Consider the following 14,764-nt stretch of genomic DNA (forward strand, 5'->3'; position numbering starts at 1 on the left):
AAAAATCACAGCGGGCTTGCGGTAAAATAGCGTTCTTTCTACAACTCGACCTTGGGTAGCCATGTCCGCTGTTCTGAACTTCATCCGTCTGCAAGACCTTATCGATCAAAACGCCCTGCAAGGCAAGCGCGTTTTCATCCGCGCCGACCTGAACGTGCCGCAGGATGATGCCGGCAATATCACCGAAGATACCCGCATCCGCGCGTCTGTTCCCGCCATTAAGGCAGCAGTTGCCGCTGGCGCCAAGGTCATGGTCACGTCCCACCTGGGCCGTCCGACCGAAGGTGAGTTCAAACCGGAAGACAGCCTGGCGCCGGTCGCCAAGCGCCTGTCGGAACTGCTGGGCCAGCCGGTTGAGCTGAAGCAGAACTGGGTCGACGGCGCTGGCCTGGAAGGCCTGCAAGCCGGCCAGGTGGTGCTGCTGGAAAATGTCCGCGTGAACAAGGGCGAAAAGAAGAACAGCGACGAACTGGCGCAGAAAATGGCCGCTTTGTGCGACATCTACGTCAATGACGCGTTCGGCACCGCGCACCGCGCGGAAGCTTCCACGCACGGCATCGCCAAGTTCGCCGCGGTCGCCGCCGCCGGCCCGCTGCTGGCCGCCGAGCTGGACGCACTGGGCAAGGCGCTGGGCGCTCCGGCCCGTCCGCTGCTGGCCATCGTGGCCGGCTCCAAGGTCTCGACCAAGCTGTCGATCCTGGAGTCGCTGGCTGACAAGGTCGACAACCTGATCGTCGGCGGCGGCATCGCCAACACCTTCATGCTGGCTGCCGGCCTGAAGATCGGCAAATCGCTGGCCGAGCCGGATCTGGTGGGCGCTGCACAAACCATCATCGACAAGATGGCCAAGCGCGGCGCGCAAGTGCCGATTCCAGTCGACGTGGTGTGCGCCAAGGAATTCTCGCCCACCGCTGCCGCCACCGTCAAAGACGTCAAAGACGTGGCAGATGACGACATGATCCTGGATATCGGTCCTGAAACCGCCGCCCAGCTGGCGCAGCAGATCGGCGCCGCCGGCACCATCGTGTGGAACGGCCCGGTCGGCGTGTTCGAGTTCGACCAGTTCGCGGAAGGCACCAAGACCCTGGCGCTGGCCATCGCCCAGTCGAAGGCGTTCTCGATCGCCGGCGGCGGCGACACCCTGGCCGCCATCGCCAAGTACAACATCAGCGAGCAAGTCGGCTATATCTCCACCGGCGGCGGCGCCTTCCTGGAATTCCTGGAAGGCAAAACCCTGCCCGCGGTCGAGATCCTGACCCAGCGCGCGGCAGCGAAGTAAAGGGTAGTAAATAGCACGGTCGTGCTTTGTAGCAAATTAACAGTAGAATCCAGGTAATGCCTGGGAAGGGCATCAAATTTGTAGCAAATCTACAGATTTAATGCCTCAACCACAACAAAAGCAGCTTCCTGGTTTCCGCGCCGTGCGGGAACTGTTCGCATGACCTACCGCTAAGGAATACTATGTCTCGTAGCACCAAAATTGTCGCCACGATCGGCCCAGCTTCTACCGACTTCAACGTACTGGTCAAAATGATCCGTGCCGGGGTGGACGTCGTACGCCTGAACTTCTCGCACGGCAAGGCGCAGGACCACATCGACCGCGCCCGTCTGGTGCGCGAGGCGGCGGCCGAGTGCGGCCGCGAGGTGGCCATCATGGCGGACATGCAGGGCCCGAAAATCCGCGTCGGCAAATTCGAGAATGGTAAGATCGAACTGGCCAAGGGCGACAAGTTCATCCTCGACGCCAAGTGGGGCGAGAACGGCGAACTGGGCAATCAGGAACGCGTGGGCCTGGACTACAAGGCCCTGCCGCAGGACGTGCGTCCGGACGACCAGCTGCTGCTGAATGACGGCCTGATCGTGCTGGTGGTGGAAAAGGTGATCGGCCACGAGATTTACACCGTCGTCAAAATCGGCGGCGAGCTGTCCAATAACAAGGGCATCAACCGTCTGGGCGGCGGCCTGACCGCGCCGGCGCTGACCGCCAAGGACATGGAAGACATCAAGACGGCAATGAGTTTCCAGTGCGATTACCTGGCCATCTCGTTCCCGAAAAGCGCCACCGATATGGAAATGGCGCGCCAGCTGGCCAACATCGCCGGCGAGCCGTTCGGCCACAAGCCGATGATGATCGCCAAGATCGAGCGTGCCGAAGCGATCCCGCTGCTGCAGGAGATCCTCGACGCCTCCGACGGCATCATGGTCGCGCGTGGCGATCTGGCCGTGGAAGTGGGCAATGCCGCCGTGCCGGCGCTGCAGAAGCGCATGATCCGCATGGCGCGCGAGTCGAACAAGCTGGCGATCACCGCGACCCAGATGATGGAGTCGATGATCTTCAACGCCGTGCCGACCCGCGCCGAAGTATCGGACGTGGCCAACGCCGTGCTGGACGGCACCGACGCCGTGATGACGTCGGCCGAAACCGCATCGGGCCGCTACCCGATTGAAACGGTTGAAATGATGGCCGCCATTTGCGTGGAAGCCGAGCAGTCCGAGTACAACAAGCTCGACGCCGACTTCGTGAATGCGACCTTCACCCGTATCGACCAGTCGATCGCCTACGCGGCGCTGTTCACCGCGCACCACCTGGACGTGAAGGCGATTGTGGCGTTGACCGAGTCCGGCTCGACCGCGCTCTGGATGAGCCGCCACAACATCGATACGCCGATTTTCGCGCTGACGCCGTCGACCACGACGCTGCGCAAGGTGGCGCTGTACCGCAACGTCAAGGCCTACAATCTGGCGCAGGAAGGCGGCAGCGCCGCCGTGCTGCAGAAGGCCGAGGAATTGCTGGTGGCGCATGGCATCGTCAAGAAGGGCGACACCATCGTGGTCACCTGGGGCTCGCCGATGGGCCAGGTGGGCGGCACCAACGCGCTGCGGATCGTCAAGGTCGGCGAATTTAGTTAATACCGCTGTCGTTCCGGCGCAGGCCGGAACCCATGCTGCGCCTGAATGGCAGCTGAAGTATGGGCCCTGGCGTGCGCCGGGGCGGCGGTGTGACAGGTTTTTTTATTGTTATTGGAGTATCACCATGTCCCTCGTATCCATGCGTCAACTGCTGGACCATGCTGCTGAAAACGGCTATGGCATCCCTGCGTTCAACGTCAACAATCTGGAACAAGTGCAGGCCATCATGGCTGCCGCCGACGCGCTGAACGCGCCGGTCATCATGCAGGCGTCGGCCGGCGCCCGCAAATACGCCGGTGAAGCGTTCCTGCGTCACCTGATCGACGCCGCCATCGAAGCTTACCCGCACATCCCGGTCGTCATGCACCAGGACCACGGCCAGTCGCCGGCGGTCTGCATGGCCGCCATCCGCTCGGGCTTCAGCTCGGTGATGATGGATGGCTCGCTGGAAGCCGACGGCAAGTCGGTGGCGTCCTACGAGTACAACGTGGACGTGTCGCGCGAAGTGGTGAAATTCTCGCACGCCATCGGCGTGACCGTGGAGGCGGAACTGGGCGTGCTCGGTTCGCTGGAAACCATGAAGGGCGACAAGGAAGACGGCCACGGCGCCGACGGCACCATGACCCGCGAGCAGCTGCTGACCGACGTCGCGCAAGCCGCCGACTTCGTGCAGAAGACCCAGTGCGACGCGCTGGCGATCGCCATCGGCACCTCGCACGGCGCCTACAAGTTCACCCGCAAGCCCACCGGCGACATCCTGGCCATCGACCGCATCAAGGAAATCCACGCCCGCATCCCGAACACCCACCTGGTGATGCACGGCTCGTCGTCGGTGCCGCAGGAACTGCTGGCCATCATCCGCGAATTCGGCGGCGACATGAAGGAAACCTATGGCGTGCCGGTGGAAGAAATCCAGGAAGGCATCCGTCACGGCGTGCGCAAGATCAACATCGACACCGACATCCGTCTGGCCATGACCGCCGCCGTGCGTCAATTCATGTTCCAGAACCCGTCGAAATTCGACCCGCGCGACTTCCTCAAGCCAGCCCGTGCCGCTGCCGAGCAAGTGGTGCGCGCGCGCTTCCAGGCCTTCGGCTGCGAAGGCCAGGCGTCGAAAATCAAGCCAATTCCGCTGGAAAAAATGGCGGAACGCTACAAGGCCGGCGAGCTGGCCCAGATTGTGAAGTAAAATAACGGGTTAGTCCCTTTGGATTAACCTCTTTCAACCGGCGATCGAGGGCTTCCTCTTTTGCCGGTTTTTGCTTTTTCATTACATTCCTTGCTATGAACAGCCTCTACCAGTCCTCCATCAAGTCCCTGCCTCTCCTCGGCCACGGCAAAGTCCGCGACAACTACGCAGTTGGCGATGACAAGATCCTGATCGTCACCACCGACCGCCTGTCGGCTTTCGATGTTGTCATGAATGAACCGATTCCCGGCAAGGGCATGGTGCTGAACCAGATGACCGATTTCTGGTTCTCGAAGCTGGGCCACATCGTCCCCAACCACCTGACCGGCGTGGCGCCGGAGTCGGTGGTGGCTGCCGACGAAGTGGATCAGGTCAAGGGCCGTGCGGTGGTGGCCAAGCGCCTGAAGCCGATCATGGTCGAGGCGGTGGTACGCGGCTACATCATCGGCTCGGGCTGGAAAGACTACCAGGACACGGGTTCGGTCTGCGGCATCCAGCTGCCGCAGGGCCTGAAGCAGGCCGAGAAGCTGCCGCAGCCGATCTTCACGCCGGCCGCCAAGGCCGACCTGGGCGAGCACGACGAGAACATCAGCTTTGAAGAAATGGAAAGCCGCATCGGCGCTGAACTGGCCGCCAAAATGCGCGACGTCGCCATCCAGCTGTACACCGAAGCCTCGGAATACGCCGCCACCCGCGGCATCATCATTGCCGACACCAAGTTTGAATTCGGCCTGGACGAAAACGGCGTCATGCACCTGATGGATGAAGTGCTGACCGCCGACTCCTCGCGCTTCTGGCCGGCCGATTCCTACGCCACCGGCATCTCGCCGCCATCGTTCGACAAGCAGTTCGTGCGCGACTACCTGGAAACCCTGGACTGGGGCAAGACCGCGCCGGCGCCAGCGCTGCCGGCCGACGTCATCAACAAGACCCAGGCCAAGTACTTCGAAGCCATCGAACGCCTGACCGGCGAAAAGCTGAAGGCCTGAGCGATGAGCGAGCAAAACAAACCTCTGGTCGGCGTCATCATGGGCTCGTCCTCGGACTGGGACGTGATGCAGAACGCGGTCAACATCCTCAAGCAATTCGGCGTGCCGTTTGAAGCGCAGGTGATCTCGGCCCACCGCATGCCGGACGAGATGTATGCCTACGCCAAGAGCGCCCGCGCGCGCGGCCTGCGCGCCATCATCGCCGGCGCCGGCGGTGCGGCGCACCTGCCGGGCATGGTGGCCGCCATGACCATTGTGCCAGTGCTGGGCGTGCCGGTGCCGTCCAGGTACCTGCGCGGCGAAGACTCCATGCTGTCCATCCTGCAGATGCCGAAAGGCGTGCCGGTATCGACTTTCGCCATCGGTGAAGCCGGCGCCGCCAATGCAGCGCTGACCGCCGTGGCCATGATCGCATCGACCGACGACGCGCTGGCCGCCAAGCTGGAAGCCTTCCGTGTTTCGCAAACCGAGGCCGCCAAGGCCATGACCCTGCCGCTGTGAACAATGAGTGATACGAAGTTGAAACCCATCCTGCCGCAAGCCAATCCGCCAGCCTGGCTGGGCGTGATGGGCGGCGGCCAGCTGGGCCGCATGTTTGCCCAGGCCGCGCAAGCCATGGGCTATCAGGTTGCCGTGCTGGAGCCGTCGGAGGATTGCCCGGCCGGCCAGGTCGCGCAACGACTGGTCAATGCCGGCTACAGCGATGCCGCCGGCCTCGATGCGCTGGCCGCGCAATGCGCCGCTGTCACCACCGAGTTTGAAAACGTCCCGGCCGACAGCCTGTCGCGCCTGGCGCAATCGGTGTTTGTGGCGCCCAATGCGCATGGCGTGTCGGTGGCGCAGGACCGCATCGCGGAGAAAAGCTTCTTTGTCAGCTGCGCGCCCACATCGGGCGTGCTGCCGGCGCCGCACAAGGTGATCGCCGCGCAGGCGGACATCGACGCCATCGATGACAATCTGCTGCCGGGCATCCTGAAAACCGTGCGCATGGGTTACGACGGCAAGGGCCAGGTGCGCGTGAAGTCGCGCGCCGACGTGCAGGCCGCGTTTGAATCCATGGGCAAGGTCAACTGCCTGCTGGAGAAAATGCTGCCGCTGGCGTATGAAGTGTCGGTGCTGACCGCGCGCGGCCACGACGGCGAATCGGTGGTCTACCCGATCGCTGAAAACGTCCACCGCGACGGTATCCTGTTCACCACCACCGTACCCGGCCCGAACGTCTCCGACGAGAGCGCCCTGAAAGCGCAGAAGGCGGCGCAAGCCATCGTGGCCGAGCTGGGCTACGTGGGCGTGCTGTGCATCGAGTTCTTCGTGCTGACCGACGGTTCGCTGGTGGTCAACGAGATGGCGCCACGTCCGCACAACAGCGGCCACTACACCATCGACGCCTGTGTCACCAGCCAGTTCGCGCAGCAGGTGCGCGCCATGGCACGCCTGCCGCTGGGTGATGTGCGCCAGCATTCGCCGGCTGTCATGCTCAACATCCTGGGCGACGTCTGGTTCGACGGCGACAGTGACACGCCGCGCGAACCGGCATGGGATGAAGTGCTGGCGCTGCCTGGCGCCAATCTGCACCTGTACGGCAAGGACGATCCGCGCCGCGCGCGCAAGATGGGCCACCTGACCTTCATCGCGCCGACGCTGGAACAAGCGCAGCAGCAGCTCAACGCCGCTTGCGCCATCCTCGGGATTGCAGCGTGAAGCAGCCTGCTGCCACCGTTGCCGACCAGGCGGCCATCGCCAACGCGGCGGCCGTGCTGGAAGAGGGCGGCCTGGTCGCCTTCCCGACCGAGACCGTCTACGGACTGGGCGCGGATGCGGAAAACCCGGCCGCCGTGGCGCGCATCTACCAAGCCAAGGGCCGGCCGCACGACCACCCGGTGATCGTGCACGTCGCGCCCGGCGCCGAGCTGGATTACTGGACCACCGAGGTGCCGGAGCAGGCGCGCCAGCTGGTGCAGGCTTTCTGGCCCGGCCCGCTGACGCTGATCCTCAAGCGCCACCCGCAGATTCCGGACGCCGTCTCGGCCGGCCAGGATTCGGTTGGCATCCGCTGCCCGTCGCATCCGGTGGCGATCGCCTTGCTGCGCGCGTTCAAGGGCGGCAAGGGCGGCGTGGCGGCGCCGTCGGCCAACAAATTCGGCAACGTCAGCCCGACCACCGCCCAGCACGTGCGCGATGAGTTCGGCCTCGACGCCCACGACGATGGCGCCCTCAACGGCGACGCCGCCTGCTCGGCCGCCGCGCTCAGCGTGGTGCTGGAAGGCGGCCCCAGCCAGGTTGGCATCGAGTCCACCATCGTCGACATGTCGCGCCTGGCCACGCACGGCCCGGTGCTGCTGCGTCCCGGCCACATCACGGCGCAGCAGATTGCCGATGTCATCGGCATGCTGCCGGCCGCGCCCGACCAGGCCGCGCCGCGCGCCTCGGGCACGCTGGAATCGCATTACGCGCCGCGCACGCCGGTGACCATGCTGGCCGCCGAGGCGCTGCGCACCGCGCTTGGCAACCTGCAGGCCAAGGGCATCAAGGTGGCGGTGATCAGCCATGCCTTGCCGTCGCTGGTCTCGGCCCAGCGCAAGCTGCCGGCCGAGCCGGCGGGCTACGCCTACGGCCTGTACGCCGCCCTGCGCGACATGGACCAGACCGGCTCCGACCTGATCCTGGTCGAAACGCCGCCGCAAGACAGCGACTGGCTCGGCGTCAACGACCGTCTGCGCCGCTCGGTGTTTGGCTCGGCCGGCGTGGTCGCGGCGCTGCTGCAAAAATAAGCTGCCATTCTTGCCCTGCGGGATGTCGTTCGCGCATTGCTTTCCTGCTAAGATGTTTTTGTTGCCGGCCGAAAAACCCGCCCGGCCTTCTTGCAAGGACACACTATGCGTAACGCGCGACTGGCACTGATTCCCCTGGCAATGTTGTTGGCTTCCTGTGGCGGCGGTGGCAGTGCCGGCAGCCAGACCGGTGGCGTGTCGGTCACGCCGCCGGCGCCGCCGGTATCGCTGCGCGGACAGGTGATCGGCAGCGCCACGGTGGCGCCGGTCACCATCAGTCCCGGCGTGTCGGTCAGCACGGTGGAGCCGGCCGCGTTGAAAGCCCTGATCGATGCCCAGACCGACTTCGGCAGTACCGTCACCGGCACGCCCACCTGTGCCATCACGGTCTACTCGTTCAAGTACCACACCATCGATTCCATGGCCGCCGACACCCCGGCTGGTGCCGCCATCTACCTGCCGTCCGGCAGCAACGCCGCCTGTCAGGGCGGCCGTCCGGTCATGCTGTATGCGCACGGCACCTCGGTGCAGAAGAGCACCGACATGGCCAACCTGTCCTCCAACGAAGCGCGCCTGATCGCCGCCATGTTTGCGGCGCAAGGCTACATCGTGGTGGCGCCCAACTATGTGGGCTATGCCGGCTCCAGCGCCGGCTATCATCCCTATCTGGACGCCGAACAGCAGGCGGCCGACATGATTGACGCCTTGCGCGCCGCCCGCAGCGTGTTTGGCAGCATCAACGCCAGCGCTTCCGCCCGCTTGATGGTGACCGGCTACTCGCAAGGCGGCTTCGTGGCGCTGGCGACCCAGCGCGCCATGCAGACCAAATATCCGGGCGAGTTCGCGGTGACGGCGGCGGCGCCGTTGTCCGGGCCTTACGCGCTGACCTTGTTTGGCGACAGCATCTTCAACGGCGCGCCGACCACCGGCTCGGCCGGGTTCCTGCCCATGCTGATCAATGCCGGCCAGCGTGCCGGCGCCAACCTGTACGCCAGCACCAGCGAGATTTACGAAGCCAAATACGCCGGCGGCATTGAGAACCTGCTGCCCGGTACGCAAAGCCTGGGCGATCTGGTGGCGGCTGGCAAGCTGCCCAACGATGTGCTGTTTGCCTCGGACTCGTTGCCGCAGGCGGCCGGCTATGGCAGCTTCTTCGGCCCGGACCACCTGATCAAGAGCAGCTACCGCGACAGCTATCTGGCCGACCTCAAAGCCCACCCCTGCAACGGCAGCAACGCCGCGCCGCTCAGCTGCACGCCGGCGCAGTCGCTGCGCAAGTGGCTGCTGAAGAATGATTTGCGCACTTATGTGCCGAATGTGCCGCTGTTCCTGTGCGGCGGCGATGCCGACCCGCTGGTGCCATACGCGAATACGACCGCGACGGCCGCCTACTTCCGCGCGCAAAACAGCACGACCCTGCAACTGAGCGTGCTGAACGTGGACGATACCGCGCTGACCGGCCCCTACCTGACCACCCGCGCCGGCTTTGCCGCCGCCAAGGCGCTGTTGCGGCGCGCCGCGCTGGACCAGGGCGCCACACCGGCTGCCGCTGACCAGATCGTCAAGGACAGCTATCACGCCGGCCTGGTAGCGCCGTTTTGCCTGCGCGAGGCGCGCGCCTTCTTTGATTCTGCACCATCGCGGTGAGTCGCGATTTGAGGTAGATTAACAAACGCCGAGCAAGCGTTCTTTTTTGCTCACAAACCCTGGTTTTTAGTGCAATGGCTCTATACAGAAGCAGTCCAGACTGGCATATTAGTTGGGATGCGAATAGCACGGCCGTTCGTATCACAAGCTAAAAATATCTAGAGGAGACAAAATGCGTCACACCAAATTTGCACTTGCTGCAATGGCCCTGGCCGTCCTTGCGGGTTGCGGCGGCACCGATCCAGCACCGGGCAACCAGTCCGTTAAAATCAAATACAGCGCGCAGGTAACGTTTGGCGACAGCCTGTCCGACGTTGGCTCCTACGCCGTGGGTACCGTTGCCGCACTGAAGGGCGGCAAGTTCACCATCAACGGCGACAACACGTCGATCAACGCCTCCTTCACCGGTAAAAACTGGACCGAGCTGCTGGCCGCCCAACTCGGCCTGCCGGCGCCATGCGCTGCTGTGACCGGCCTGGATGGCGACGCTACCAAGGGCTTCTCGGTGCCGGCCACGGCGCACGCCGGTTGCTATGGCTACGCCATGGGTGGTTCGCGCATCACCAACCCGGTTGGCTCCGGCAACAAAGCCACCGGCAGCCCGGTCGGCGCGCTGACCTATCCGCTGGTGACCCAGGTGGCCAACCACCTGAAAGCGGTCGGCGGCAAGTTCAAGGGGGACGAGCTGGTGATCGTGTTCGGCGGCGGCGGCGAAATCCTGGCCCAGCTGGCCGAGCTGAGCACCGCTGCCACGACGGCTGGCACGACCGCCGCCGGCAAGGCTTATTTTGCCAGCCTGATCGCGCAACTGGCGGCCAAGGCCACCGACCCGGCCACTGCGGCAAGCGCCATTACCGCCGCGGTGGGGGCGGAAAGCGTGCGTGCCGGCGCCACCCAGGAAAGCATCACCCTGGCCGCGATCGGCGCCGCCGCCGTGCAGCCGGGCGCGTCCAGCGTTGCCGACCCAGCCGTCTCCGGCCCGATGACGGTCAAGGCCAAGGCTGACGCGACTGCCGCCGGCGCCAAGGCCGGCGCCGACTACGCCGCGGCCAACGGCCCGGCACTGGTGGCCAACATGGGCAAGGCCGCCGGCGAACTGGTGGCGCTGGTGAAAACCCAGATCATCGCCAACGGCGCCAACTACGTGGTGGTGAATAATCTGCCCGACGTGGCTACCACCCCGGCCGGCCGCGCCAAGGATGCCGCTACCCAGGGACTGATCAATGCCGCCGTTTCCGCCTTCAACACCGCCCTGACCTCCGGCCTGTCCGGCGAAGCGAAAGTGGTATTGGTGGACGTGTTTGCGGTCAGCCACGACCAGGCCACCAATCCGGCGCCCTACGGTCTGACCAATGTGTCTCAACCAGCCTGCATCATCACCGACACCACCAAGAATCCGCTGAGCAGCTCGCTGGTTTGCAACGGCAGCAATCTGACCTCGGGCGATGTCAGCCATTGGTCGTTCGCCGACGATGTGCACCCAACCCCGTACAACAACCTGCTGCTGGCACGCTACGTGTCGATGGCATTGGTGACCAAGGGCTGGCTGTAATCACACATCACTATTCGGAGACACTATGAAAAACTCGGTAAAACTGCTGGCGCTGGCCGCCGCAATGACGGTCTGCTCGGCGGCATCGGCACAACAAGGGGCTGGCACCTGGATCGGTACGCTGGGCGTCAACAAGATCACCCCGAAAGTGGAGTCGGGCAACGTCTCGGCGCCGGCGCTGCCGGACACCAAGACCGACGTCGGCTCGGACACCAAGCCGCGCTTCACGATTGCCTACATGCTGACCGATAACATCTCGGCCGAGCTGGACCTGGGCCTGCCCTACAAGCACGACCTGTACGGCGCCGGCTCGATCAACGGCACCGGCAAGCTGGCCACTTCGGAAGTGCTGCCGCCGACCGCCTTCATCCAGTACCGCTTCCTGAAGCCGGACGCGATGGTGCGGCCGTACCTGGGCCTGGGCATTACCTACGCCATGTTCCAGAAGGAGCGTGGTTCGGGCCAGCTGACCGCGGTGCTGAACACGGGCGGCCCGGGCGCGACCTTCAAGCTGGACGACAAAGTGGCGGCCAGCTTCCAGCTCGGCGGCACGGTGAAGATCAACGAGAAGTGGTTCCTGGACGCCTCGGTCATCAAGACCAAGCTGAAGACCACGGCCCATTACTCGACCGGCCAGGTGCAGGACGTGCGCCTGGACCCGCTGGCGGTCAACATCAGCGTGGGCTACAACTTCAAGGGCTTCTAAACCCCGCGCAAGCCGCCGCCGCAGGCGGTGTGCGTAGCGGAACCCGCCTTGCCGAAGGCGGGTTTTTTTTTGTCCCGGGCGTACGCAAAATCAAGGATTTCCCTACACGCTTATCAGAAAATGCTGGTAGGGATTCTTGCGCAAATCGGCTACGGTGATCGTTTGACGAACAAAAACGATAATCGGGACAGCATGAACAACATCAAAATCGGGGGACGTTTAGGGTTGGGGTTTGCGGTGGTGCTGGCGCTGATGCTGGCGCTGGCGGCGGCCGGCTTGTCGAGCATGGCCAAAATCGAGGACCAGTTCGAGGACATCGTGGGCGCCAACATGGTCAAGATCGCCTTGCTCACCGACATGGAGGATGCGGTGCAAACCAACTCCATCGCGGTGCGCAATGTGATCCTGTTTTCCGACGACCTCCAGCGCGCGCCGGAAGTCAGGCGGATTGCCGAGCAGCGCGAGCGGTATGAACAAGGCTATCAAAAGCTGAAACCGCTGGTGACGCGCGCCCAAGGCAAGGACATGCTGGCCAATATCGACGCCATGCGCGCTGAAACCACGGTCCTGATGGACCGGGCCATCGTGCTGGCCCAGGCCGACAAGGACGCCGAGGCCACCAGCCTGCTGCTGGCGCAAGTGCGTCCAGCGCAAGACCGCTGGTACGCGGCGCTGGATGCGCTGACGCAGTTTCAGAACGACAATACCGCCGCATCGGTGGCGGAGGCCCGCGCGATTTACCGCCGCACCCGTCTGCAGGTGGGCGTGTTTGCCTTGTCGGCAGTGGTGCTGGGCGCGCTGATCGCGTGGCTGATCACCCGCTCGATCGTGCGGCCGGTGGGCGCGGCCGTCAGGGTGGCGCAGACGGTGGCGGCCGGCGACCTGACCAGCCAGATTGAAGTCACCAGCCGCGACGAGACCGGCCAGCTGCTGCAAGCGCTGAAGGACATGAATGCCGGCCTGGTGGTGATGGTGGGCGAGGTGCGCGGCGGCACCGACCTGATCGCCTCGGCGTCGCAGCAGATCGCGGTGGGCGCGGCCGACCTGTCGGCGCGCACCGAGGAGCAGGCCAGTTCACTGGAGGAAACCGCCTCGTCGATGGAACAGCTGACGGCAACCGTGCGGCAGAACGCCGACCATGCGCGACAGGCCAACCAGCTGGCGCTGGCGGCCGCCGAGGTGGCGGTCAAGGGCGGCAGCGTGGTGGCGGAAGTGGTGGGAACAATGGGCTCGATCAACGAGTCGGCCAGGCAGATTGTCGACATCATCAGCGTGATCGATGGCATCGCGTTCCAGACCAATATCCTGGCCTTGAACGCGGCGGTGGAAGCCGCGCGGGCCGGCGAGCAGGGGCGCGGTTTCGCGGTGGTGGCGTCGGAAGTGCGCACCCTGGCGCAGCGCAGCGCGGCCGCGGCCAGGCAAATCAAGGCCCTGATCGACAACTCGGTGCAGCAGGCCGATGCCGGCAGCCGGCTGGTGGAGCAGGCCGGCAGCACCATGCGCGAGGTGGTGGCCAGCATCCGCCAGGTGACCGACATGATGGAGGAGATCACCAACGCCAGCCGGGAGCAGAGCGCCGGCATCGAACAGATCAACCAGGCGGTGACCGAGATGGATCAGGTGACGCAGCAGAATGCGGCGCTGGTGGAAGAATCCGCCGCCGCCTCGGAAGCGATGAAACAGCAGGCCGGCAGGCTGGCGCAAATGGTCTCGGTGTTCAAGCTCAGCGGCATGCCCGGCGCGCTGGCCTACCCCAGCGCGATCGCCCTGCGCTAAGCTGACTGAAACTTACTGAAACGCCTGGATGCCGGTCTGCGCGCGTCCCAGGATCAGGGCGTGGATGTCGTGCGTGCCTTCATAGGTGTTCACGACTTCCAGGTTCACCATGTGGCGGATGATGCCAAACTCGTCCGAAATGCCATTGCCGCCCAACATGTCGCGCGCCATGCGCGCCACGTCCAGCGACTTGCCGCATGAATTGCGCTTCATCATCGAGGTGATTTCCACTGCGGCCGTGCCCTCATCCTTCATGCGGCCCAAACGCAGGCAGCCCTGCAGGCCCATGGTGATCTCGGTCTGCATGTCGGCCAGCTTCTTCTGGATCAGCTGATTGGCCGCCAGCGGACGGCCGAACTGCACCCGGTCCATCACATACTGGCGCGCGGTGTGCCAGCACGACTCGGCCGCGCCCAGCGCGCCCCAGGCGATGCCGTAGCGTGCCGAGTTCAGGCAGGTGAACGGCCCCTTCAGGCCGCGCACCTCGGGGAAGGCATTCTCTTCCGGCACGAACACATTATCCATGACGATTTCGCCGGTGATCGAGGCGCGCAGGCCGAACTTGCCGTGGATGGCAGGCGCGCTCAGGCCGGCCATGCCTTTTTCCAGCACGAAGCCGCGGATCGCGCCCTCATCATCCTTGGCCCACACCACGAACACATCGGCCACCGGCGAATTGGTGATCCACATCTTGGACCCGCTCAGCGCGTAGCCGCCCGCCACCTTTTTGGCGCGGGTGATCATCGAACCCGGATCGGAACCGTGGTTCGGCTCGGTCAGGCCGAAGCAGCCGATCCACTCGCCGGTGGCCAGCTTGGGCAGGTATTTCTGTTTTTGCGCCTCGGTGCCGAACTCGTAGATCGGCACCATCACCAGCGACGATTGCACGCTCATCATCGAGCGGTAGCCGGAATCGACGCGCTCGACTTCGCGCGCGATCAGGCCGTAGGCCACGTAATTCAGGCCGGGACCGCCGTATTGCTCGGGAATGGTCGGGCCCAGCAGGCCCAGCTCGCCCATCTCGCGGAAGATGGCGGTGTCCATCTGCTCGTGGCGGAAGGCTTCCAGAATGCGCGGCTGCAGCTTGTCCTGGCAGTAGGCGGCAGCGGCGTCGCGCACCATGCGCTCGTCGTCGGTCAGTTGCTGGTCCAGCAGCAGGGGATCATCCCAGTGGAATTGGGCGCGGGCTTGGCTCATAGATAGTCTCTCATTATGATGAATGCT

Annotated in this window: 12 protein-coding genes; 11 read left to right on the top strand and 1 reads right to left on the bottom strand. The window is 64.5% G+C overall.

The window, feature by feature from the left end; translation table 11 throughout:
- The first annotated feature begins 61 nt into the window (after positions 1 to 61).
- The 11 genes from ABDW57_RS01400 (at position 62) to ABDW57_RS01450 (ending at position 13,540) form a co-directional block, all read left to right on the top strand.
- Positions 62 to 1,279, top strand: coding sequence for a phosphoglycerate kinase (locus tag ABDW57_RS01400; protein ID WP_343728418.1), 1,218 nt, complete (start codon positions 62 to 64; stop codon positions 1,277 to 1,279).
- Between the two features lie 182 nt (positions 1,280 to 1,461).
- The gene (gene pyk / locus ABDW57_RS01405) at positions 1,462 to 2,910 is read left to right on the top strand and encodes a pyruvate kinase (RefSeq protein ID WP_343728419.1); all 1,449 of its coding nucleotides are present in this window, start codon (positions 1,462 to 1,464) and stop codon (positions 2,908 to 2,910) included.
- Positions 2,911 to 3,034: 124 nt separating this feature from the next.
- Positions 3,035 to 4,099: a class II fructose-bisphosphate aldolase gene (gene fba / locus ABDW57_RS01410; RefSeq protein WP_343728420.1), complete on the top strand. Its 1,065-nt coding sequence runs from the start codon at positions 3,035 to 3,037 to the stop codon at positions 4,097 to 4,099.
- Positions 4,100 to 4,194: 95 nt separating this feature from the next.
- Positions 4,195 to 5,088, top strand: coding sequence for a phosphoribosylaminoimidazolesuccinocarboxamide synthase (locus ABDW57_RS01415; RefSeq protein ID WP_343728421.1), 894 nt, complete (start codon positions 4,195 to 4,197; stop codon positions 5,086 to 5,088).
- Between the two features lie 3 nt (positions 5,089 to 5,091).
- Positions 5,092 to 5,589, top strand: coding sequence for a 5-(carboxyamino)imidazole ribonucleotide mutase (gene purE, locus ABDW57_RS01420; protein WP_343728422.1), 498 nt, complete (start codon positions 5,092 to 5,094; stop codon positions 5,587 to 5,589).
- 3 nt (positions 5,590 to 5,592) lie between these two features.
- On the top strand, positions 5,593 to 6,789 hold the full coding sequence (locus tag ABDW57_RS01425; protein WP_343728423.1) for a 5-(carboxyamino)imidazole ribonucleotide synthase: 1,197 nt from the start codon (positions 5,593 to 5,595) through the stop codon (positions 6,787 to 6,789).
- A complete protein-coding gene (locus tag ABDW57_RS01430) occupies positions 6,786 to 7,859 on the top strand; it encodes an L-threonylcarbamoyladenylate synthase (RefSeq protein ID WP_343728424.1) in 1,074 nt (357 codons plus the stop codon). Before ABDW57_RS01425 ends, ABDW57_RS01430 begins: the two co-directional genes overlap by 4 nt.
- Positions 7,860 to 7,964: 105 nt before the next feature.
- Positions 7,965 to 9,506 (top strand): lipase family protein, encoded by a 1,542-nt coding sequence (locus ABDW57_RS01435; RefSeq protein WP_343728425.1) that lies wholly within the window; start codon positions 7,965 to 7,967, stop codon positions 9,504 to 9,506.
- A gap of 172 nt (positions 9,507 to 9,678) precedes the next feature.
- Positions 9,679 to 11,058 carry an esterase gene (locus ABDW57_RS01440; RefSeq protein ID WP_343728426.1) on the top strand — a complete coding sequence of 460 codons (1,380 nt, stop codon included), beginning with the start codon at positions 9,679 to 9,681 and terminating at the stop codon, positions 11,056 to 11,058.
- A gap of 25 nt (positions 11,059 to 11,083) precedes the next feature.
- A complete protein-coding gene (locus tag ABDW57_RS01445; protein WP_343728427.1) occupies positions 11,084 to 11,764 on the top strand; it encodes an OmpW family outer membrane protein in 681 nt (226 codons plus the stop codon).
- Positions 11,765 to 11,956: 192 nt separating this feature from the next.
- The gene (locus ABDW57_RS01450; protein WP_343728428.1) at positions 11,957 to 13,540 is read left to right on the top strand and encodes a methyl-accepting chemotaxis protein; all 1,584 of its coding nucleotides are present in this window, start codon (positions 11,957 to 11,959) and stop codon (positions 13,538 to 13,540) included.
- A gap of 12 nt (positions 13,541 to 13,552) precedes the next feature.
- Here ABDW57_RS01450 and ABDW57_RS01455 read toward each other — a convergent pair whose 3' ends face one another.
- Positions 13,553 to 14,737, bottom strand: a complete 1,185-nt coding sequence (locus ABDW57_RS01455; protein ID WP_343728429.1) for an acyl-CoA dehydrogenase — start codon at positions 14,735 to 14,737, stop codon at positions 13,553 to 13,555.
- Positions 14,738 to 14,764: the final 27 nt, after the last annotated feature.

The sequence above is a fragment of the Duganella sp. genome (assembly GCF_039595735.1).
Classification (GTDB): domain Bacteria; phylum Pseudomonadota; class Gammaproteobacteria; order Burkholderiales; family Burkholderiaceae_D; genus Rugamonas.